The following is a 21,967-nucleotide window of genomic DNA, read 5'->3' as shown; positions in this document are numbered from 1 at the left end:
TGCCGCCTGAAGCCTGCAGCCTGAGGTTTTGTTATGAGTTGTGATTTCCTCGCCCTGGCGCAGCCAGGGGTGCAGAAGCTGTCGCCGTACGTACCGGGCAAGCCGGTTGAAGAACTGGCGCGCGAGCTGAGTTTGGACCCCGCAGGAATCGTCAAGCTGGCCAGTAACGAGAACCCGCTGGGGCCAAGCCCGAAAGTGCTTGATGCGATCAGGGCTGAGCTTTCGGAGTTGACCCGCTACCCGGACGGCAACGGCTTCGCGCTCAAGCAGCGACTTGCCGAGCGCTATTCGGTCGGAATCAATCAAGTCACCCTGGGCAATGGTTCCAACGACATTCTTGAACTGGTTGCGCGCGCCTATCTGGCTCCGGGACTCAACGCCGTGTTCAGCGAGCATGCCTTCGCTGTCTATCCGATCGCGACGCAGGCGGTCGGGTCCGAGGGACGTGCCGTGCCGGCCAGGAGCTGGGGGCACGACCTCGACGCAATGGCGGCGGCCATCGACGAGAATACCCGCGTGGTTTTCGTCGCCAACCCCAACAATCCCACCGGAACCTGGTTCGATGCTGCTGCGCTGGGTGGATTTCTCGCGCGCGTACCGGAGCGTGTTCTGGTGGTGCTGGACGAGGCCTACATCGAATATGCCGAAGGGCAGGAGTTGCCGGATGGCCTGGCGTTTCTGGCCGACTATCCGAACCTGCTGGTTTCGCGCACCTTCTCCAAGGCTTATGGGCTTGCTGCGCTGCGGGTCGGCTACGCGATCAGTTCGCCGGTGATCGCCGATGTGCTGAATCGCGTCAGGCAGCCATTCAACGTGAACAGTCTGGCACTGACGGCGGCTTGCGCAGCGCTGGATGACGTCGATTACCTGCTTGCCAGCCGCAAGGCGAATGATGCCGGGATGCTTCAGCTGGAAACGGGTTTCCGTCAGCTGGGACTGGAGTGGATCCCTTCGCGGGGCAACTTCATCGCGGTGGACTTCGCCCGTGACGCTGCGCCGATCAATCAGGCGCTGTTGCGCGAAGGGGTGATTGTGCGTCCTGTGGCCGGATACGGTATGCCAACATTCCTGCGTATCTCAATTGGCACCGAGCAGGAAAATGCACGCTTTCTCGATGTGCTGCGCCAGGTACTCGCTCAGTGAATCACGCTCGTCACGCGCAACAGCCTTCGCCGATTGTGAATCGCCTGGTTGTGATCGGCCTTGGCCTGATTGGCGGCTCGTTCGCCAAGGGCTTGCGTGAGGCTGGCCTTTGTCGCGAGGTGGTCGGCTTCGATCTGGATGCACGCTCGCGTGAGCTGGCGGTCGAACTGGGCGTGGTGGATCGCTGCGCCGACACGCTCGCCGAGGCTTGTCATGGGGCTGACGTAATTCAGCTTGCGACGCCTATCCTTGCGCTGGAGCGGCTGCTTGGTGAACTGGCGAAGCTTGAACTGGGCGACGCAGTGATCACTGACGTCGGCAGCGCCAAGGGCAATGTCGTGCGCTGTGCGCGTAAAGTGTTCGGCAACATGCCACCAAGGTTCGTGCCTGGCCACCCCATCGCCGGCTCCGAACTCAGTGGCGTGACGGCGGCGAACAGCACGCTGTTTCGACGGCACAAGGTGATCCTGACGCCGCTGGAAAATACCGATCCGCAAGCGCTCACCCTGGTGAGCAAGCTCTGGTCGGCGCTGGGTGCGGATGTCGAGCATATGGAGGTGACGCATCACGATGAGGTGCTGGCTGCCACTAGTCATTTACCGCATCTGCTGGCCTTCGGACTGGTTGATTCGCTCGCCAAGCGCCATGAGAATCTCGAGATATTCCGCTACGCGGCAGGTGGTTTTCGCGATTTCACCCGTATCGCCGGTAGCGATCCGGTGATGTGGCACGACATCTTTCTCGCCAACCGCGAGGCAGTGCTGCATACCCTGGACGATTTTCGTGCCGACCTCGACGCGCTGCGCGCCGCGGTCGATGAAGGAGACGGGCACAAGCTGTTGGGCGTTTTCACTCGCGCCAAGGCTGCCCGGGAACATTTCAGCAAAATACTGGCTCGCCGAGCCTATGTGGACGTTATGCATTCCAATGACCTCGTTTTCCTCGCCAACCCTGGCGGCAGCCTGACCGGCCATCTGCGTGTGCCAGGCGACAAATCCATTTCTCATCGCTCGATCATGCTCGGCTCCCTTGCCGAGGGCGTGACGGAAGTCGAAGGCTTCCTGGAAGGCGAAGATGCTCTGGCGACCATTCAGGCGTTCCGGGACATGGGCGTCGTCATCGAGGGTCCGCATCAGGGGCGCGTGACGGTCCATGGTGTCGGTCTGCACGGCCTCAAGGCCCCGCCCGGGCCGATCTACCTGGGCAACTCAGGAACCTCCATGCGGCTGCTGTCCGGTTTGCTCGCGGCGCAGCCGTTCGATACGACGTTGACGGGTGATGCGTCCCTGTCCAAACGGCCGATGAATCGCGTCGCCAAGCCGCTGCGCGAGATGGGAGCCGTTATCGAGACGGCACCGGAAGGGCGTCCGCCGCTGACCATTCGCGGCGGCCAGCGTCTGTCCGGCATGCATTACGAAATGCCGATGGCCAGCGCGCAGGTCAAGTCCTGCCTGTTACTGGCCGGCCTGTATGCAGCTGATCAGACCTCGGTAACCGAACCGGCTCCGACGCGTGATCACACCGAGCGGATGCTTCGCGGTTTCGGCTATCCGGTGACCGTCAAGGGCAGTGCTGCGGTTGTCGAGCCAGGACACAAGCTGCGTGGTACCCATATTGAAGTGCCTGCCGATATTTCTTCAGCGGCATTCTTCATGGTGGCGGCGAGCATTGCGCAGGGTTCGGAGATCGTGCTCGAGCATGTCGGCGTGAATCCGACCCGTACAGGGGTGATCGACATTCTGAAGTTGATGGGCGGCGACATCTCTCTGGAGAACCCGCGCGAGGTGGGCGGCGAGCCGGTGGCGGATATTCGCGTGCGTGGCGCGCAGCTCAAGGGTATCGACATTCCCGAGGACCTGGTTCCGCTGGCGATCGACGAGTTCCCGGTGCTCTTCGTGGCTGCGGCCTGCGCGGAAGGTCGTACCACGTTGCGCGGTGCCGAAGAGCTGCGGGTCAAGGAGTCTGACCGCATCCAGGTCATGGCGGACGGGCTGCAGACACTGGGGGTCAAGGCTGAACCGACCCCGGACGGGATTGTCATCGAAGGTGGTGCGATCGGTTCCGGTGAAGTCTGGGCGCATGGCGATCACCGCATCGCGATGTCCTTCAGTGTGGCTGCGCTGCGAGCTAATGGCCCGATTCGAATCCATGACTGCGCCAACGTGGCGACGTCGTTCCCCAACTTCCTCTCCTTGGCGCAGCGCGCCGGCATGCAGGTACATTCGGAGGGTGATTCATGATCAGGCCCGTTCCGGTCATCACCATCGATGGGCCGAGTGGCTCGGGGAAAGGCACAGTTGCAGCCTTGCTCGCGGGCAGGCTTGGCTGGAATTTCCTCGACTCCGGTGCCTTGTATCGCCTGCTGGCATTCGCAGCGCGCAATCACGGGGTCGATCTGACCAACGAAGAAGCGCTGAAGGTGCTCGCCGAGCACCTCGATGTCCAGTTTGGTGCCGCACGCGATGGGCACGGCATGATCATCATTCTGGAGGGGGAGGAGGTCACCGAGTCGATCCGTAACGAGCAGGTTGGCGCCGGCGCATCCCAGGTCGCAGCGTTACCGGTGGTTCGCACCGCCTTGCTGCAGCGACAGAAGGCCTTCCGCGAGGCGCCGGGACTGGTCGCGGACGGGCGTGACATGGGTACTGTGGTATTTCCCGACGCGCCGTTGAAGATATTCCTCACCGCGAGTGCGGAAGAGCGTGCTCGCAGACGTTACTTGCAGTTGAAGGCACGAGGCGATGATGTTAATCTCGCGAGTCTTCTTGAGGAGATTCGGGAGCGCGATGAGCGCGATACCCAACGTGCGGTGGCCCCGCTGAAGCCGGCAGATGATGCCGTTCAACTGGATTCCACTACACTCTCCATTGATGAGGTGTTGCAAAAGATTCTGAGCGAAGTCGCTGACCGCGATTTGGCTGGATGATCGGAACGCCGAAAGGCGGCCAAACGGACCTTGAGTAGGCACAGCCACCAGGCTGTGCATCTCGGGGCCGTTAACAAGGAGGCATGTGGGAGACCAGATCCAGTCCCACAGGCCTTTTTTTATATGAATGAACCCACATTGTCTGGAATGTGGAGATTGGGCGGATTCTCGCCTGAAAACAGCAGGAATCAACATGAGCGAAAGCTTCGCAGAACTATTTGAAGAAAGCCTTAAATCCCTCGACATGCAGCCGGGTGCCATCATCACCGGCATCGTGGTCGACATCGACGGTGACTGGGTCACCGTGCATGCCGGCCTCAAGTCCGAGGGCGTCATCCCGGTCGAGCAGTTCTACAACGAGCAGGGCGAGCTGACCATCAAGGTGGGTGACGAGGTCCACGTTGCTCTGGACGCGGTTGAAGATGGCTTTGGCGAAACCAAGCTGTCCCGTGAAAAAGCCAAGCGCGCGGAATCCTGGATTGTTCTGGAAGCGGCTTTCGCTGCAGAAGAAGTGGTCAAGGGCGTCATCAACGGCAAAGTCAAAGGTGGCTTCACCGTCGACGTCAACGGCATTCGTGCGTTCCTGCCGGGTTCCCTGGTCGATGTCCGCCCTGTGCGCGACACCACCCACCTGGAAGGCAAAGAGCTTGAGTTCAAGGTCATCAAGCTGGACCAGAAACGCAACAACGTTGTCGTTTCCCGCCGCAGCGTACTGGAAGCCGAGAACAGCGCCGAGCGCGAAGCTCTGCTCGAGTCCCTGCAGGAAGGTCAGCAGGTCAAAGGTATCGTCAAGAACCTCACCGACTACGGTGCGTTCGTTGACTTGGGCGGCGTCGATGGTCTGCTGCACATCACCGACATGGCCTGGAAGCGTATCAAGCATCCGTCGGAGATCGTCAACGTTGGCGACGAGATCGATGTCAAGGTTCTGAAGTTCGACCGCGAGCGCAACCGTGTATCGCTGGGCCTGAAGCAGCTGGGCGAAGACCCATGGGTTGCCATCAAGGCTCGTTACCCGGAAGGCACTCGTGTTCAGGCTCGCGTCACCAACCTCACCGACTACGGCTGCTTTGCCGAGCTGGAAGAAGGCGTCGAAGGTCTGGTACACGTTTCCGAAATGGATTGGACCAACAAGAACATCCACCCGTCGAAGGTCGTACAGGTCGGCGACGAAGTGGAAGTCATGGTTCTGGACATCGACGAAGAGCGTCGTCGCATCTCCCTGGGTATCAAGCAGTGCAAGTCCAACCCATGGGAAGACTTCTCTGGCCAGTTCAACAAGGGCGACCGCATCTCCGGCACCATCAAGTCGATCACCGATTTTGGTATCTTCATTGGTCTGGACGGCGGCATCGACGGCCTGGTTCACCTGTCCGACATCTCCTGGAACGAGCCGGGTGAAGAAGCCGTGCGTCGCTTCAAGAAGGGCGACGAGCTGGATACCGTCATCCTGTCGGTCGATCCGGAGCGTGAGCGTATCTCCCTGGGCATCAAGCAGCTGGAAGACGATCCGTTCTCCAACTACGCCGCCGTCAATGACAAGGGCAGCATCGTTCGCGGTACCGTGAAAGAAGTTGACGCCAAAGGCGCCATCATCGACCTCGGCAACGATATCGAAGCCACTCTGAAAGCTTCCGAAATCAGCCGTGACCGCGTTGAAGACGCGCGCAACGTGCTGAAGGAAGGCGACGAAGTCGAAGCCAAGATCATCAGCATCGACCGCAAGTCCCGCGTGATCAGCCTGTCCATCAAGTCCAAAGACGTCGAAGACGAAAAGGATGCGATGAAAGAGCTGCGCACCAAGCAGGACGTAGAAAGCACTGGCCCGACCACCATTGGTGATCTGATCCGTGCTCAGATGGAAAACCAGAACTAAGTTCGGGTTCTTCATGAAAAAGGGCGACCTCGGTCGCCCTTTTTTGTGTCCGCGATTCCGGCGTGGTGAAGCGGGCCGCCTCTTGAGGGCTGCTAGCCTCTGGCTTTCTCCATGGCGAGCGCTTGGTTGACCGCGAGCCAGCCGTCTACCGCTTGTTCACCCACATCATCGAAGGCCCTTTGAAGCAGCCGGACCTGTTCTCTGCGCAAGGCCTGCTCCAGCTTCGCCCCCTCTGCGGTAAAGCGCAGCATGCGCTTTCGCTTGTCATCCTCTGCAGTCAGGCTCTCCACCAGGTGCATTTCGATCAACTGGCGTAGCGGTGTATTCAGTGCCTGCTTGGACACACCGAGATAGCTCAGCAACTCCTTGACGCTCAGGTCCGGGTAGCTAGCGATAAAGAAAAGAATGCGGTGGTGCACACGGGACAGGCCGCGGCGGGCGAGCATTTCGTCAGGCTTGGCTGTGAAGGCCTGATAGCCGAGAAAGAAACTCTCCATGATCTGGCGCTGCACTGCGCTTTTTTTTAGGTCAGGCATATTGACGTATTTATCGTGAGAGGCGTAATTTCGGTCAAGAAGTTTGACTTATTTTGCAGCGCCTCGCATCTGGTATGGAAATGGCCTTCTCCCAACGTATTACTCGCCTTAAAAGCTCTCTCATTCGTGAAATCCTCGCTGCAGCCCAGCGCCCGGAAGTGATGTCCTTCGCTGGCGGGTTGCCGGCTGAGGCGATGCTGCCGATCGTTGATTGGGCAGAACTGCCCGCAAGCATGGGGCAGTATGGGATGAGCGAAGGCGAGCCCGCTCTCCGTGAACTTATTGCCGCCCAGGCGCGGGCGCTTGGCGTGCCTTGCGAAGCCAGTCAGGTGTTGATCGTCAGTGGCTCGCAGCAGACGCTTGATCTCGCGTCGAAGCTGTTTATCGACTCAGGAACAGAGGTGCTGGTCGAGGCGCCAACCTATCTCGCTGCTCTGCAGTCCTTTCAATTGTTCGGAGCTGAATGTCTGGCAGTTCCCCAGCAGGCCGATGGTCCGGATTTGGCTGCCCTGCGCGCAACGCTGGAGCAGCACGCGCCTGCTTTTGCCTATCTGATTCCTACGTTCCAAAATCCATCCGCCGTTCGCTACAGCGAAGCCAAGCGTGATGCTGTCGCAGCATTGCTGGATGAGTTTGGCGTGACGCTGCTCGAGGACGAGCCATATCGTGAGCTGGTATTCGATCAGGGCAGTGCCAAGCCGATCGTCTCGCGTCTGAAACGTGCTAGCTGGATCTACACCGGTACGGTTTCCAAGACGCTGCTGCCTGGCTTGCGGGTGGGGTATCTGATCGCCTCGCCGGATCTGTTCCCTTATTTGCTACGACTGAAGCAGTCGGCTGATCTACATACCAACCGCATTGGGCAGTGGCAGGCGCTGCAGTGGCTGGGTAGCGAGCGGTATCAGGCGCATCTGGCGGAGCTTCGCGATTTCTATCGCGTTCGTCGTGATGCCATGCAGGCTGCGCTCAGCGAGCACTTCGGTGATCTCGCGACCTGGCAGCTGCCGCAGGGAGGGCTGTTCTTCTGGCTGACGCTGAAGCAGCCGCTGGATACGCGAACCCTGCTTGATCGAGCGCTCGCCAATGATGTGGTGTTCATGCCTGGGGAGCCCTTTTTCGTGGACCCGGACGCTAATCCCGGTTATCTGCGGCTGAACTTCAGCCATGTGGCTGCTGAGAGAATGGAAGAAGGGGTGCGTCGTCTGGCGCAGGTCATCCGCGAAGGTAAAGCGCTGGAAGCCGCCTGAGATATCGCTGACCTGCGTTGTGGGTCGATGGGAGGGAGCATGTTGAAAGTCTATGGTGATTACCGGTCGGGTAATTGCTACAAGGTCAAGCTGATGCTGCACCTGCTGGACCAATCGTACGAATGGATTCCGATCAATATCCTTCGTGGTGAGTCCCGCTCCGAGGAGTTTCTCAAGAAGAATCCGAATGGCAAGATTCCGGTTCTTGAGTTGGAGGATGGCGCCTGCCTGTGGGAGTCCAACGCCATCCTCAACTATCTGGCCGACGGCAGCGAGTTTCTGCCAGCGGACCCGCGGCTGCGTACCCAGGTGCTGCAGTGGCAGTTCTTCGAGCAGTACAGCCATGAGCCGTTCCTGGCTGTCGCCCGCTATATCAAGGTGTATCTCGGCATGCCCGAGGATCGCCGTGAGGAGTACGAGGCCAAGCAGCTCGATGGCTACCATGCGTTGAACGTTATGGAGCAGCAGTTGCTACGCACGCCCTACCTGGTGGGTGAGCATTACTCGATTGCCGACGTTGCGCTGTATGCTTACACGCATGTGGCTGAAGAGGGAGGGTTCAGCCTCGAAGGCTATCCCGCAATTCGCCGATGGCTGCAGCGTGTCGCCAGTCATCCGCGGCATGTAGGCATGTACGATTGAACGAAACAGGGCCGCAAGGCCCTGTTTTACTGTGGGCTCGGTGCTATTTCACCAAGCCGAGAAACTCGCTACGGGTCGCGGCGTTATCGCGGAACTGACCCAGCATCACCGATGTAACCATTGACGAGTTCTGCTTCTCCACGCCGCGCATCATCATGCACATGTGCTGGGCTTCGATGACCACTGCAACGCCAGATGCGCCGGTAACCTGCTGCATCGCCTCGGCGATTTCACGGGTCAGGTTTTCCTGAATCTGCAGGCGGCGCGCATACATATCCACAATGCGAGCGACCTTCGACAGGCCGAGTACCTTGCCATTGGGAAGATACGCAACGTGTGCCTTGCCGATGAAAGGCAGCATGTGATGCTCGCACAGCGAGTACAGCTCGATATTCTTGACCAGCACCATCTCGCTGTTATCTGACGTGAACAGCGCGCCGTTGGTGACTTCCTCGAGGGTTTGCTGATAGCCCTTGCACAGGTACTGCATGGCTTTGGCGGCGCGCTTGGGCGTGTCGAGCAGACCTTCGCGGCTAACGTCCTCGCCGAGTTGGCCGAGGATCGCGGTGTAGTGTTGTTCCAGGGACATTGAGCTACCTGTCAGGCTTCATGGGGTCGCGAACGCGAAGGGTAGGGGGCCGCCGCTCGGCTGGCAAGTATGGCGAGCGAGACGCTGGCCTCGGCTCATTCGTCCCGGCCTTCAAGCATGGTGCGTTTGAGCATCACGTAAATGGCGCCGGTGCCGCCATGACGTGGCAGGCAGGAGGTGAAGCCGAGCACTTGCGGATGCTGCCGCAACCAGGTGTTGACGTGGCTCTTGATCAGTGGCCGCTTGCCGTCGAGTCTTGCCGCCTTGCCATGGGTCACGCGGACGCAGCGCACTTCGAGCCGCGTCGCTTCGGCGATGAAGTCCCATAACAGCTCCCGGGCTTTCTCGACGCTCATGCCATGCAGGTCGAGACTTCCCTCAAATGGGATCTGGCCGGCTTTGAGCTTGCGGACCTGACTGTCCTGAACCCCGTCGCGGGCCCAATAAAGCTCGTCCTCGGCACCTACGTCGATGACGAACTGATCCGATAATCCGTCGACGCGCGTGGTTTCGTTGCTGACGGTGGCGTTGCTGCGGCGAGTCGCGATCTGTTCGCGATTGCTGCGCACTTTGCCGGTTTCGGCGCGGTCGTGCTTGATCGGCTTGACACCGCGCACAGCCGATTGGAAGAGAGAGAAGTCGTCGTCTTGCATGGGGCCTCCAAACAGGATGGCAGTTTACCCCAGCCACAGCGCCTGGCGGACGAGCTTCCATCCAGGCGTACTTTTGCTTGCATCATGCAGAGAGTGTCTGGAAAGGCTGCCAGCTCGTTCGGGTAGTGGGTCTTCAGCGCGCCAGCGCCGCAGCGTCTTGCACGCAAACGGCAAAGTTGTCGGCAAGAATGGTCATCTCGATGCGGTGCACCTGTTCGGCATCGATGCTGCCTTCGCCCATCGGCAGATTGCGTGTGGCACAGGCGCTGTCCACCAGTGTGCAGCGATAGCCGTAATCCTTGGCGGCGCGAACCGTTGTGCTGATGCTGGAGTGGGTCATGAAGCCGCAAACGATCAAATCCAGGCGACCCAGTTTCTGCAGCAGTTCGTGGAGCTCGGTGCCGGAGAAAGCGTTCGGCAGGCGTTTGGCAACCACTGCCTCACCGGGCAGTGGTGCAGCCTCCGGCATGATCTGTCCACGGAAGCCCTGCGGATCGAAAAGACCACCGCTGATACCCAGGTGATGCACGTGCACGATCGGCGCGCCAGCTTCGCGCGCAGCTGCCAGTAGACGGGTGATTTCCGGAAGTGCCCGATCCAGGGCAGGCAGGGCAAGAACACCACTGCGGTACTCTTCCTGCACATCGATGACCAGCAAGGTGGCATTCGTCAGCGTCGCCGGGTTGTAGCTGCGGCCACTGAGCTGAAGCATGGTCTGTGGCTTGGTCATTTTCGGCTCCTTGTGCTGTGAGGGGGCTGATTGTGGCGCCAGAATGCGCCGATGTGAACCGTCCGGCTCATGTTTCGCTGGTCGTTGTGCTGACTACTCGGTCGAACTGCATGGGCGCACGATATGTCGGAGATATCGAGTCCCGACCGCGAGCCGAAGGGTAATGCCGGTCGCACGCCTGGTGTTGAAACGAATTGAGTATTTACAGCCCAAGTGGATGGCTCGAGAGCCTTGCTCGCGTGGCCTTAGCTGACATGGCTCGGGTTTTCGTATGCCTGCTACACTCGCGCCCTTTTTACAGGAGATGCCCTTGTGACCGCTTCGCTCTCCCGCTTGCGTACGCTGCGTGACCATATCCGCTGGGCCGTCAGCCGGTTTCAGGCGGAGCAGTTGTTCTTCGGCCATGGCACCGACAATGCCTGGGATGACGCGCGCCAGTTGGTGCTGGGTGCGCTGCACCTGCCATGGGAAATGGCTGACAGCTATCTGGATTGCCGCCTCGAGCTCGACGAGTGCGAGCACTTACAGGAACTGCTGCGTCGCCGTATTGAGGAACGCGTGCCGACCGCTTATCTCCTCGGGCAAGCCTGGTTCTGCGGCTTGCCCTTCATCGTCGACGAGCGCGTGCTGATCCCACGTTCGCCGATTGGTGAGCTGATCGAGCACCGCTTCGAACCCTGGCTGCCTGGCACGCCCAAGCGGATTCTCGATCTGTGCGCGGGGTCGGGCTGCATCGGCATCGCATGCGCTTACGAGTTTCTCAAGGCCGAGGTGGTGCTCGCTGACCTGTCGTTCGATGCGATCGAGGTCGCCAACCAAAACATCGAGCATCACGGACTCGAAGAGCGGGTTTATACCGTGCAGAGCGATGGCTTCGACGGGCTGCCAAATCAACGTTTTGATCTGATCGTTTCCAATCCTCCATATGTCGATGCCGAAGATTTCGACGACATGCCGGCTGAGTTTCATCACGAGCCGGCTCTTGGCCTGGCATGCGGTGAAGACGGGCTGGATCTGGTGCGACGTATGCTCGCCGAGGCCGCGGATCACCTCACTGACGATGGCATCCTGATCGTCGAAGTGGGAAATAGTCAGGTTCATGTCCAGGCCCTTTATCCCGAAGTGGATTTCACCTGGCTGGAGTTCTCGCGCGGGGGGCATGGTGTCTTCCTGCTTGCGGCGCAGCAGTGCCGTAAGCATCAGGCCCTGTTCCGTGCACGCGTCGCGGGAAGCTGACTCAGCTCCGTGCCCTTTAACGACCGAGCTGTCGCGCTCAGGTGTTTGCGCTGTTCCTGTGGGCACGGGCAACCTTGGGATTTTCCCGTCGACTGCTGAGCATTTGAGCCGCTGAGTGGTCTGTAGCATGTGGCGTCTGATCGGAAGGCGAGGAGCGCGATATCCTCGCTATCGTTGACCGATCATCGTCGTGCTCGCGCTGCACGTCATTGAACCCTGCATTCAAGCGGACGGACCATGCCAGGCATTACGGTAGAACCCATCACATTCGCGTTGTTCGGTGCCCTGGGCGACCTAGCGTTGCGCAAGCTGTTTCCCGCGCTGTATCAGTTGGATCGCGCCGGCCTGCTGCATGCCGATACCCAGATACTGGCGCTATCGCGGGAGAGCGGCGAGCCGGCCACGCACAAGGCGCGAATCGAGCAAGCATTGCGTACGCGGGTTCCCAAGGCCGAGTTCGATGAGCAGGCCCTCAGTCGCTTCAGCGCCCGGCTTCACTATCTGGCGATGGATTTTCGTCGATCCGAGGATTACATGGCGCTGCGTGACTGCGTGCCGGCCGAGCAGCCTCTGATCGCCTATTTCGCGACACCCGCGGCGGTCTACGGTGATATCTGCAGGTTCCTGGCTACGGCAGGGCTCGCCGAGCAGGCGCGCGTCGTTCTGGAAAAGCCCATCGGTCATGACTTGGCTTCTTCGCGTGTCATCAACGATGCGGTCGCCGAGCACTTTCCCGAGAGCCGCATCTATCGCATCGACCACTATCTCGGCAAGGAAACGGTACAGAACCTCATCGCGCTACGCTTCGCCAACAGCCTGTTCGAGACGCAGTGGGACCAGCACCATATCTCCCATGTAGAAATCACCGTGGCCGAAACGGTCGGCATCGAAGGACGCTGGGGTTATTTCGACCAGGCTGGACAACTGCGCGACATGGTTCAGAACCATTTGCTGCAACTGCTCTGCCTGATCGCCATGGACCCGCCGAGCAACCTGACTGCGGACAGCATCCGTGATGAAAAGGTAAAGGTCCTCAAGGCGCTGGCACCGATCACTGCCGAATCCCTTCATCAGCGGGTGGTGCGGGGCCAATACGCGGCCGGCAACGTTGCTGGTGTCTCGGTGCCTGGCTACCTGGATGAGGAGAACTCGAACGCCGAAAGCAGTACGGAAACCTTCGTCGCGTTGCGTGCCGATATCTGCAACTGGCGCTGGTCGGGCGTGCCGTTCTATCTGCGAACCGGCAAACGCATGGCGCAGAAGCTTTCGCAGATCGTGATTCATTTCAAGGAGCCACCCTTCTACATTTTCGCGCCCGAGCAGCGAGCGCTGATCAGCAATCGCCTGATCATTCGACTGCAGCCTGACGAGGGCATCTCGCTGCAGGTGATGACCAAGGAGCAGGGGTTGGACAAGGGCATGCATCTGCGCAGCGGTCCCTTGCAGCTGAATTTCTCCGAAACCTACAAGAGCACACGCATTCCAGACGCCTATGAGCGACTCCTGCTCGAGGTCATGCAGGGCAACCAGAACCTGTTCGTGCGCAGGGATGAAATCGAGTACGCATGGCAATGGTGCGATCAGCTGATCGAGGGCTGGAATCGTCTCGGCGCAGAGCTCAAGCTTTATCCCGCTGGCTCCTGGGGGCCAGTCGCTTCGATTGCACTGATCACACGCGATGGGAGGGCGTGGTATGGCGATCTCTGAACTGGATCTTCCTACCGGTGTGGTGGCGCATAGTTCGGCCAATCCGCAGCGGCAAGCTGAACTGATGGCTGACAATGTGGCCAAGGCCCTGGCCTACGCGGTTCAAACCCATGGCATCGCCAGTCTCGTCGTATCCGGTGGGCGCAGTCCGATTGCATTCTTCGAAGCCCTGTCGATACGAGAATTGAACTGGTCGAAGGTGCAGATCAGCCTGGCTGACGAACGCTGGGTACCTGCGACCAATCCGGCCAGCAACGAAGGCTTGGTGCGGCGCCATTTGCTGCAGAACGCGGCACGTGAGGCGTGGCTGATCGGGCTGTACCACCCGGCCGAATCCCTCGAGCAGGCCGCATCACTCGCTGACCACGCCCTGGCGCAGCTGCAGCGGCCTATCGACGTGCTGATACTGGGAATGGGAGATGACGGTCATACGGCCTCGTTGTTCCCCGGCAACCCAAAGCTGGCGCATGTGTTGCGCGATGACTGCCTGGAGCGGTGCCTGCCGATGCAGGCGCCGGTCGATCCGCAGGCACGTCTGACAATGACCTATCCGCTGCTCGCTGGTGCTCGGATGCAGTGCCTGGCTATCCAAGGTGCTGACAAGCTCGAAACCCTGCGCGCGGCGCTGAATGTCGATCCGCTGCAGATGCCGATTCGCGCATTCCTGCATTCCCCGCTCGAAATCTATTGGTGCCCGTGAGGCCCGAGGACTTCCGCATGACCATGGACCAGAAGAACGCTCTGATTGAACGAATCTGTGTAGAGTCGAGGATTCTGCCGGTCATCACCATCGGTAGCGAAGAGCAGATCCTGCCTCTTGCTGATGCATTGGCTGCTGGCGGCCTTCGTACGTTGGAGATCACCCTGCGATCCAGTCATGGCCTGACAGCCATTCGACGGCTACGTGAAGAGCGTCCTGATATTTGTATCGGCGCTGGTACCGTTCTGGACCGACGCATGATGGATGAAGTGGAGGCGGCAGGGGCGCAGTTCATCGTCACACCCGGTTCCACGCGGGAAATCCTCGAAGCGGGGGTGAGCTGCTCGGTGCCACTGCTGCCAGGCACCAGTAGCGCATCGGATGTCATGGAGGGCTACGCGCTGGGTTATCGCCGCTTCAAGCTCTTCCCGGCAGAGATCTGTGGCGGCATCGCTGCGCTGAAGGCGCTCGGCGGCCCCTTTGCCGACGTGCGTTTCTGTCCGACCGGCGGCGTGAACGCAGCGAATGCCGCGCAATATCTGGCCCTGGCGAACGTGATGTGCGTCGGTGGTACCTGGATGATCGATGGTGTGAGCCTCAGTTCGGGCGACTGGGCCGGTATTCAGCAACGTACTGTTCAGGCGCTGGCCGCACTGGGGTGATCTCGCCAGCGCAGGTCAGGATCACTGCTACGCTGTGGTTGGTGCGTAGCCGCAGCGATGCGCGTATGATTCGCGCCCTTTCAATCGGATTGCCACACCGGGAGGTGCCCAGATGACCGAGCACGAAGAAACAAGCACTCACGTTACTCACGGCGAAAAGCTGCAGAAAGTCTTGGCCCGCCTGGGCATGGCTTCGCGTCGCGATGTCGAAAAATGGATTTCCGAAGGCCGTGTCAAGGTCAATGGCGCGGTTGCGAGCCTAGGCCAGCGCGTCGACTCTCATGATGCGATTGCAGTTGACGGTCGCCTGCTCAAGCGGGAAGAAGTCAGCGAAGTAGTCCGCCGCGTACTGATCTACAACAAGCCGGACGGCGAGATCTGCACACGCAACGATCCGGAAGGGCGCCCAACGGTATTTGATCGTCTGCCGCGCCCGAAGGAGGGGAGGTGGATCAATATCGGTCGCCTCGACATCAACACCACCGGCCTGCTGCTGTTCACCACCGACGGCGAGCTGGCCAACCGCCTCATGCATCCATCCTATGAAATGGACCGCGAGTACGCGGTGCGGGTGCGTGGGGAAGTCGACGACGAGATGATCGAAAGGCTGAAGACCGGCGTGATGCTCGAAGACGGTCCGGCACGCTTCACCGACATCCAGGAGGCGCCCGGCGGTGAAGGCTTCAACCATTGGTATCACTGCGTGGTGATGGAAGGCCGTAACCGCGAGGTTCGCCGTCTCTGGGAATCGCAGGGACTGGTCGTGAGTCGATTGAAGCGTGTGCGTTTCGGGCCGGTCTTCATGACCTCCGATCTGCCGATGGGACGCTGGCGTGAAATGTCGCAAACCGAGGTGGACATTCTCAGCCAGGAAGTCGGGCTAAAGCCGGTTGCACTGCCGAGCATGAAAGCCAAGGCCAAGGAAAAGATCGACCGCATGCAGCGTAAGGTGGCGAAGCCGCTGAGCCGCGGTGAGCGGCGACCTCGGGTGTTGCGTTCGTCAAGCGAGGCCGATGTGCCTGTGTCGGACAAGCCGCGGGCACCGAGGGGTAGCGAAGGCGGGCGCAAGCCGCGTGTCAGCGACGGGCGTAGTGAGAAGCCTCGCGGAACGCCGGTCGCTGAGCGTCCGGGCGAGACGCGTAAAGGTGGTAAGCGTAGTGACGGGGCAGGGCGTCCGTCGGGGTCAGGTAAAAGGCCGGCCGGAGATGGTCAGCGTCCAGGCTTCGGGCGTAGCAAACGCACCTGATCGTTGTATCCAGCGCTGCGCAGTGGGCGAAGCCGCTGCGCAGCGTTTTTGTTTTGGAGGCCTTGGTTATTGCGCGTCCAGCGCCTGACCATTAACCCCGATGCTGTCCGGGCCCATCAGGTACAGATAGACAGGGATGATTTCCTCTGGGAGCGGGTTCACCAGCGGGTTCTCGCCGGGATAAGCCTTCGCGCGCATGTCGGTACGAGTGGCCCCCGGATTGACGCTGTTGGCGCGGACCGCAGCGGTGTCATCCAGTTCATCCGCCAGCACCTGCATTAGCCCTTCGGTGGCAAACTTCGATACAGCGTAGGCGCCCCAATATGCACGCCCCTTGCGGCCGACACTGCTCGACGTGAAGATCACCGAAGCGTCCTTGGCTAGCTTCAGCAGCGGCAGCAGTGTGCTCGTCAACATGAACATTGCGTTCACATTCACCTGCATCACGCGCATGAAATTGTCGCCGGACAACTGCTCGAGCGGCGTCCGCGGACCAACGATCGCCGCGTTATGCAAAAGGCCGTCGAGATGACCGAACTCGCGCTCGATCATGGCGGCCAGTTCGTCGTACTGGTGCGGCAGCGCAGTTTCCAGATTGAACGGAATAACGGCAGGACGAGGATGGCCCGCGGCTTCGATGTCATCGTAAACCCGGTTCAGGTTGTCTTCATTCTTGCCAAGCAGCAGTACGGTTGCTCCATGTGCCGCATAGGCTTTCGCGGCAGCTTCGCCGATGCCGCGGCCGGCTCCCGTAACCAGAATGGTGCGTCCAGCGAGCAAGTCGGGGCGGGCGGAATACTCGAACATCGGATGCCTCTTGAATCGATGATAGGTGGCGCCCGGACGAATGCTCGCCGGACGATAAGGCTAGGAAGGTTTGCGCTGCCGCCGTTTCAGCAACTGCACAGTGCTCTATCCAGGACTTGCCGGAGCTCCAGCGGGTGGTCTACCACCACATCAGCGCCCCAGTTTCCTGGGTTGTCTTCGGGGTGAATGTAGCCGTACCGCACTGCGGCTGTACGACTGCCTGCCGCGCGGCCTGATTCGATGTCTCGCAGGTCGTCGCCGACGAACAGAACCGCGGATGGGTCAAGGTCGAGCTGGCTGCATGCCAGAAGCATGGGTTCGGGATCAGGCTTGCTCTTGGTGACATGATCAGGGCAGATCAGCACAGCGGAGCGGGAAGCCAGGCCCAGCTGGTGCATGATCGGTTCGGCGAAGCGCAGCGGCTTGTTGGTCACTACGCCCCAGATCAGGTTCGCGCGTTCGATCTCGTCGAGCAGTTCGGCCATGCCATCGTAAAGATGACTGTGCACCGCGCAGTTCTCCTGATACCGCGCAAGGAACTCGAGCCGCAGTTCTTCGAACTCAGCCGATAGAGGGTCGACTTCGAAAGCGCTGAGTACCATGGCCCTCGCTCCGCCTGACACGACATCACGAACCTGTTGTTCGGAAACCGGTGCCAGCCCTCGGGCGGCTCGCATGGCTTGCACGACGGCAATGAAGTCGGGAGCGGTATCGAGCAGAGTACCGTCCATGTCGAACAGAACAGCGCGCAGGCGCATCATGCCTCCTTGATGGTCTGGACCATGTAGTTGACATCGACGTCCGCAGCCAGCTTGTAGTGCTTGGTGAGCGGATTGTAGGTAAGGCCGATGATGTCTTTGACGGCCAGGCCCGCGTCGCGGCTCCAGGCACCCAACTCCGAGGGGCGGATGAACTTCTTGAAGTCGTGGGTACCGCGCGGCAATAGTTGCAATACGTACTCAGCGCCAATGATGGCGAATGCATAGGCTTTCGGGTTGCGGTTGATCGTCGAGAAGAAGACTTGCCCGCCTGGCTTGACCAGTGCACAGCAGGCCTGGATGACCGACGCCGGGTCCGGCACGTGCTCGAGCATTTCGAGACAGGTGACCACATCGAACTGCTCGGGAGCTTCCTCGGCCATGGCTTCGGCAGTGATCTGCCGATAATCGATTTCGAGTCCGGATTCCAACAGGTGTAAGCGCGCTACCGAAAGCGGCGCCTCACCCATGTCTATACCGGTGACCTGAGCGCCTCGCTGAGCCATGGCTTCGCTGAGAATGCCGCCTCCGCAACCGATATCGATTACCTTCTTGCCCGCCAGAGCAATATGCTCGTCTATCCAGTTCACTCGCAGTGGATTGATCTCGTGAAGCGGCTTGAACTCGCTTTCGCGATCCCACCAACGATGTGCAAGGGCTTCGAATTTGGCGATTTCAGCGTGGTCGACGTTGCTCATGATCCGGTCCGTTTGAAAGCTTGAGGGAGAAGCTTGAGCTGCAAGGGCTCATGTTGCCAGCTTCAGCTAAGGTCGGGGCATCGTAGCCGCCGTGGTTCGTATGTCATTTGGTCGCGCAGAAGCTGTGTATGGTCGGTTTCACACCTTCAATGTCGATCGGTGCTCGAAATTCTCTCGCCCCATTGGCGAGCGTTCGCAATCACTTGCTGCTCATCCATTCGCGTAAGGCGGCCGCTTTCCAGCAGCTGTTTACCGCCTACCCATACATGTCGCACCGCGTCTCTACTGGTGGAGTAGATCAATTGGGATACCGGGTCGTATACCGGTTGTTGCGCCAGACCGGAAAGATCCAGCGCGACCAGATCGGCGAACTTGCCTATCTCTAGAGAACCGGTGTGCTCATCGATGCCCAGCGCTCGGGCGCCATTCAATGTGGCCATGCGTAGAGCGCGATGGGCGTCCAGTGCCGTGGCCGAGCCGGCGACGGCCTTCGCCAGCAGCGCTGCCGTACGAGTTTCGCCTAGCAGGTCCAGGTCGTTATTGCTTGCCGCCCCATCCGTGCCGACTGCCACGTTGATTCCTGCTTCCCAAAGGCGCTCGACCGGACAGAAGCCACTGGCGAGCTTGAGGTTGGATTCTGGGCAGTGAATAACGCTGCAGTTATGCTCGGTGAGCAGCGCGAGATCGTCATCATCGACCTGGGTCATGTGCACTGCCTGAAAACGCGGCCCTAGCAACTGCAATCTCGCTAGTCGCGCCAGCGGCCGCTCACCGTGTTTCCGCAGCGCCTCCTGGACTTCATGAGCGGTTTCATGGACGTGCATATGGATGCCTGCATCCATCTCCGCTACCAGAACGCGAATGCTTTCAAGTTTGTCGTCCGCAACCGAATAAGGAGCATGAGGCCCGAAGGCGACCGTGATTCGGGGGTGATGCTTGAGATCGTCGAACAGCGCTACACCTTTGCGTAGCGCTTCATCCGCATCGCGAGCGTCGGGAACCGGGAAGTCAAGAACCGGGATAGTGATCTGCGCTCGCACACCGTGCTTGTGTACCAGCTCGCTGACGACGCTGGGATAGAAGTACATGTCAGAAAAGCAGGTGATCCCACCTTTTAGTTGCTCGGCGATTGCCAACTCGGTGCCACAGCGAACGAAATCCTCATCGACCCAACGCGACTCGGCTGGCCAGATGTGATCTTTAAGCCAGCGCTGCAGGGGCAGGTCATCAGCAAGTCCACGAAAAAGAGTCATCGCGGCATGGCCATGCGCATTGATCAGACCTGGAGCGAGAAGCATGCCCTCGAGCTCTCGCGTTTCTATCGCCTGATACTTGAGTGCTACGGCACGCGGAGCGATGAGCGCAATGCGTCCATCTCGAACGCCGAGACCGTGCCCCTTCAACACCACGCCAGCTGGCTCCACCGGAACGAGCCAGGTCGGAAATAAAAGCAGATCGAGCGGTGCATCACTTTGCCGGGACATGTGAAGCCATGACTGAGGAGAAGAGGGCTAGTGTAATGGCTGGTGGCGTAGGATTGAAGAAACGAGAGAGTCGCGATTTTTGCCGAGCATCCTTATATAAAGCTGTGGCTGGTATCACTCGTACGGACGGTGCTTTTTGACTCGCTTGGCCGTCATCTGAATAAAACTGAAATAAACGGTTGACGTTGATTTCCAGGCTCCTATAATGCGCACCTCTTCCGGCGCAGTCCTTAAGCAAAACCTTTTTTAAATCAAAAGGTTAGCGAAATAAAAGGGTTGCACGGATGGCGGATTCGAGTAGAATCCGCCGGGCTGGCAGGGTGGTGGTTGAATCCTGTTGGCGGCTTCGGTCGGGTTGATCGGAAGCGGTTGAAAGAGGTGGTTGACAGCGGTTTTGAACGCTGTATGATTCGCCTCCCGCTGACGAGAGACGCAGGTTGATCTGAAGCGCAAGCGGTTGAGAAGAAAGAAAAACTTCTTCAAAAACAGCTTGACAGGTAACAAGGCTGCTGTAGAATGCGCGGCCTCGGTTGAGACGAAAGGCTTGATCGAAACGCTCTTTAACAACTGAATCAAGCAATTCGTGTGGGTGCTTGTGAATGTAAGACTGATGGTCAGATAGATTATCAGCATCACAAAGCAACACTCGTTTATTCGAGAGTTACTCTTTACTTGTAAAGAGATTTGCGATTGCTGAGCCAAGTTTAGGGTTTTCTCAAAACCCAAGCAGTATTGAACTGAAGAGTTTGATCATGGCTCAGATTGAACGCTGGCGGCAGGCCTAACACATGCAAGTCGAGCGGATGAAGAGAGCTTGCTCTCTGATTCAGCGGCGGACGGGTGAGTAATGCCTAGGAATCTGCCTGATAGTGGGGGACAACGTTTCGAAAGGAACGCTAATACCGCATACGTCCTACGGGAGAAAGCAGGGGACCTTCGGGCCTTGCGCTATCAGATGAGCCTAGGTCGGATTAGCTAGTTGGTGAGGTAACGGCTCACCAAGGCGACGATCCGTAACTGGTCTGAGAGGATGATCAGTCACACTGGAACTGAGACACGGTCCAGACTCCTACGGGAGGCAGCAGTGGGGAATATTGGACAATGGGCGAAAGCCTGATCCAGCCATGCCGCGTGTGTGAAGAAGGTCTTCGGATTGTAAAGCACTTTAAGTTGGGAGGAAGGGCATTAACCTAATACGTTAGTGTTTTGACGTTACCGACAGAATAAGCACCGGCTAACTTCGTGCCAGCAGCCGCGGTAATACGAAGGGTGCAAGCGTTAATCGGAATTACTGGGCGTAAAGCGCGCGTAGGTGGTTTGTTAAGTTGAATGTGAAAGCCCCGGGCTCAACCTGGGAACTGCATCCAAAACTGGCAAGCTAGAGTATGGCAGAGGGTGGTGGAATTTCCTGTGTAGCGGTGAAATGCGTAGATATAGGAAGGAACACCAGTGGCGAAGGCGACCACCTGGGCTAATACTGACACTGAGGTGCGAAAGCGTGGGGAGCAAACAGGATTAGATACCCTGGTAGTCCACGCCGTAAACGATGTCGACTAGCCGTTGGGATCCTTGAGATCTTAGTGGCGCAGCTAACGCATTAAGTCGACCGCCTGGGGAGTACGGCCGCAAGGTTAAAACTCAAATGAATTGACGGGGGCCCGCACAAGCGGTGGAGCATGTGGTTTAATTCGAAGCAACGCGAAGAACCTTACCAGGCCTTGACATGCAGAGAACTTTCCAGAGATGGATTGGTGCCTTCGGGAACTCTGACACAGGTGCTGCATGGCTGTCGTCAGCTCGTGTCGTGAGATGTTGGGTTAAGTCCCGTAACGAGCGCAACCCTTGTCCTTAGTTACCAGCACGTTAAGGTGGGCACTCTAAGGAGACTGCCGGTGACAAACCGGAGGAAGGTGGGGATGACGTCAAGTCATCATGGCCCTTACGGCCTGGGCTACACACGTGCTACAATGGTCGGTACAAAGGGTTGCCAAGCCGCGAGGTGGAGCTAATCCCATAAAACCGATCGTAGTCCGGATCGCAGTCTGCAACTCGACTGCGTGAAGTCGGAATCGCTAGTAATCGTGAATCAGAATGTCACGGTGAATACGTTCCCGGGCCTTGTACACACCGCCCGTCACACCATGGGAGTGGGTTGCTCCAGAAGTAGCTAGTCTAACCTTCGGGGGGACGGTTACCACGGAGTGATTCATGACTGGGGTGAAGTCGTAACAAGGTAGCCGTAGGGGAACCTGCGGCTGGATCACCTCCTTAATCGAAGACTTCAGCTTCTTCATAAGCTCCCACACGAATTGCTTGATTCACTAGCG

20 protein-coding genes and 1 rRNA gene are annotated in these 21,967 nt (G+C 59.1%); 12 read left to right on the top strand and 9 right to left on the bottom strand.

Translation table 11 applies throughout. The features are described 5' to 3' along the window. Positions 1-33 precede the first annotated feature (33 nt). From hisC to rpsA, 4 genes are all read left to right on the top strand, one after another. A complete protein-coding gene (gene hisC, locus LW136_RS13055) occupies positions 34-1,143 on the top strand; it encodes a histidinol-phosphate transaminase (RefSeq protein ID WP_234173073.1) in 1,110 nt (369 codons plus the stop codon). Further along, on the top strand, positions 1,140-3,383 hold the full coding sequence (locus LW136_RS13050; protein ID WP_234173072.1) for a bifunctional prephenate dehydrogenase/3-phosphoshikimate 1-carboxyvinyltransferase: 2,244 nt from the start codon (positions 1,140-1,142) through the stop codon (positions 3,381-3,383). Before hisC ends, LW136_RS13050 begins: the two co-directional genes overlap by 4 nt. Next, positions 3,380-4,069, top strand: a complete 690-nt coding sequence (gene cmk / locus LW136_RS13045; RefSeq protein ID WP_046621889.1) for a (d)CMP kinase — start codon at positions 3,380-3,382, stop codon at positions 4,067-4,069. Before LW136_RS13050 ends, cmk begins: the two co-directional genes overlap by 4 nt. 193 nt (positions 4,070-4,262) lie before the next feature. Next, positions 4,263-5,945, top strand: coding sequence for a 30S ribosomal protein S1 (gene rpsA, locus LW136_RS13040; protein ID WP_003302488.1), 1,683 nt, complete (start codon positions 4,263-4,265; stop codon positions 5,943-5,945). Between the two features lie 92 nt (positions 5,946-6,037). Here the strand turns inward: rpsA and LW136_RS13035 are convergent, their stop codons facing one another. Beyond that, a complete protein-coding gene (locus LW136_RS13035; protein WP_003282582.1) occupies positions 6,038-6,481 on the bottom strand; it encodes a MarR family winged helix-turn-helix transcriptional regulator in 444 nt (147 codons plus the stop codon). A gap of 80 nt (positions 6,482-6,561) precedes the next feature. On the opposite strand from LW136_RS13035, the gene LW136_RS13030 reads away from it, so the two are divergent. Together LW136_RS13030 and LW136_RS13025 are read left to right on the top strand one after the other, a co-directional pair. Next, complete coding sequence (locus tag LW136_RS13030; RefSeq protein ID WP_234173071.1) at positions 6,562-7,728, top strand: aminotransferase-like domain-containing protein; 1,167 nt, start codon at positions 6,562-6,564, stop codon at positions 7,726-7,728. A 39-nt stretch (positions 7,729-7,767) separates the two neighbouring features. Beyond that, complete coding sequence (locus LW136_RS13025; protein WP_023444766.1) at positions 7,768-8,370, top strand: glutathione S-transferase family protein; 603 nt, start codon at positions 7,768-7,770, stop codon at positions 8,368-8,370. Between the two features lie 43 nt (positions 8,371-8,413). Here the strand turns inward: LW136_RS13025 and folE are convergent, their stop codons facing one another. From folE to LW136_RS13010, 3 genes are all read right to left on the bottom strand, one after another. Further along, entirely contained in the window at positions 8,414-8,959 is a 546-nt protein-coding gene (gene folE, locus LW136_RS13020; RefSeq protein WP_003282585.1) for a GTP cyclohydrolase I FolE, read from the bottom strand. Positions 8,960-9,054: 95 nt separating this feature from the next. Further along, complete coding sequence (locus LW136_RS13015; RefSeq protein WP_014820639.1) at positions 9,055-9,612, bottom strand: Smr/MutS family protein; 558 nt, start codon at positions 9,610-9,612, stop codon at positions 9,055-9,057. Between the two features lie 133 nt (positions 9,613-9,745). Then, positions 9,746-10,342 (bottom strand): cysteine hydrolase family protein, encoded by a 597-nt coding sequence (locus LW136_RS13010; protein ID WP_014820638.1) that lies wholly within the window; start codon positions 10,340-10,342, stop codon positions 9,746-9,748. A 312-nt stretch (positions 10,343-10,654) separates the two neighbouring features. Between LW136_RS13010 and prmB the strand changes: the two genes are divergently transcribed. From prmB to rluB, 5 genes are all read left to right on the top strand, one after another. After that, entirely contained in the window at positions 10,655-11,578 is a 924-nt protein-coding gene (prmB, locus tag LW136_RS13005) for a 50S ribosomal protein L3 N(5)-glutamine methyltransferase (RefSeq protein ID WP_023444768.1), read from the top strand. A 237-nt stretch (positions 11,579-11,815) separates the two neighbouring features. Beyond that, positions 11,816-13,285, top strand: a complete 1,470-nt coding sequence (zwf, locus tag LW136_RS13000; protein ID WP_041014292.1) for a glucose-6-phosphate dehydrogenase — start codon at positions 11,816-11,818, stop codon at positions 13,283-13,285. After that, positions 13,272-13,985 carry a 6-phosphogluconolactonase gene (gene pgl / locus LW136_RS12995; RefSeq protein WP_234173070.1) on the top strand — a complete coding sequence of 238 codons (714 nt, stop codon included), beginning with the start codon at positions 13,272-13,274 and terminating at the stop codon, positions 13,983-13,985. The genes zwf and pgl overlap by 14 nt, the downstream gene beginning before the upstream one ends. A gap of 17 nt (positions 13,986-14,002) precedes the next feature. Continuing rightward, positions 14,003-14,647 carry a bifunctional 4-hydroxy-2-oxoglutarate aldolase/2-dehydro-3-deoxy-phosphogluconate aldolase gene (locus tag LW136_RS12990; RefSeq protein ID WP_041014291.1) on the top strand — a complete coding sequence of 215 codons (645 nt, stop codon included), beginning with the start codon at positions 14,003-14,005 and terminating at the stop codon, positions 14,645-14,647. A 112-nt stretch (positions 14,648-14,759) separates the two neighbouring features. Then, positions 14,760-15,893 carry a 23S rRNA pseudouridine(2605) synthase RluB gene (gene rluB, locus LW136_RS12985; RefSeq protein WP_041014290.1) on the top strand — a complete coding sequence of 378 codons (1,134 nt, stop codon included), beginning with the start codon at positions 14,760-14,762 and terminating at the stop codon, positions 15,891-15,893. Positions 15,894-15,959: 66 nt separating this feature from the next. Here the strand turns inward: rluB and LW136_RS12980 are convergent, their stop codons facing one another. The 5 genes from LW136_RS12980 to LW136_RS12960 form a co-directional block, all read right to left on the bottom strand. Continuing rightward, a complete protein-coding gene (locus LW136_RS12980; protein ID WP_234173069.1) occupies positions 15,960-16,700 on the bottom strand; it encodes a YciK family oxidoreductase in 741 nt (246 codons plus the stop codon). Positions 16,701-16,786: 86 nt separating this feature from the next. Continuing rightward, the gene (mupP, locus tag LW136_RS12975; RefSeq protein WP_014820631.1) at positions 16,787-17,458 is read right to left on the bottom strand and encodes an N-acetylmuramic acid 6-phosphate phosphatase MupP; all 672 of its coding nucleotides are present in this window, start codon (positions 17,456-17,458) and stop codon (positions 16,787-16,789) included. Continuing rightward, positions 17,458-18,156: a bifunctional 2-polyprenyl-6-hydroxyphenol methylase/3-demethylubiquinol 3-O-methyltransferase UbiG gene (ubiG, locus tag LW136_RS12970; RefSeq protein WP_023444774.1), complete on the bottom strand. Its 699-nt coding sequence runs from the start codon at positions 18,154-18,156 to the stop codon at positions 17,458-17,460. The genes mupP and ubiG overlap by 1 nt, the downstream gene beginning before the upstream one ends. A gap of 146 nt (positions 18,157-18,302) precedes the next feature. Next, positions 18,303-19,640: a TRZ/ATZ family hydrolase gene (locus tag LW136_RS12965; protein ID WP_234173068.1), complete on the bottom strand. Its 1,338-nt coding sequence runs from the start codon at positions 19,638-19,640 to the stop codon at positions 18,303-18,305. Between the two features lie 246 nt (positions 19,641-19,886). Further along, on the bottom strand, positions 19,887-20,273 hold the full coding sequence (locus tag LW136_RS12960) for a hypothetical protein (protein WP_234175264.1): 387 nt from the start codon (positions 20,271-20,273) through the stop codon (positions 19,887-19,889). Positions 20,274-20,374: 101 nt separating this feature from the next. Between LW136_RS12960 and LW136_RS12955 the strand changes: the two genes are divergently transcribed. Continuing rightward, positions 20,375-21,911, top strand: a 16S ribosomal RNA gene (locus LW136_RS12955). Positions 21,912-21,967: the final 56 nt, after the last annotated feature.

Origin of the sequence: Stutzerimonas kunmingensis, assembly GCF_021432085.1 — a bacterium.
Taxonomy (GTDB): Bacteria; Pseudomonadota; Gammaproteobacteria; order Pseudomonadales; family Pseudomonadaceae; genus Stutzerimonas.
Note: the sequence above shows the minus strand (reverse complement) of the source record. Positions and strands in the feature narration are given on the sequence as shown.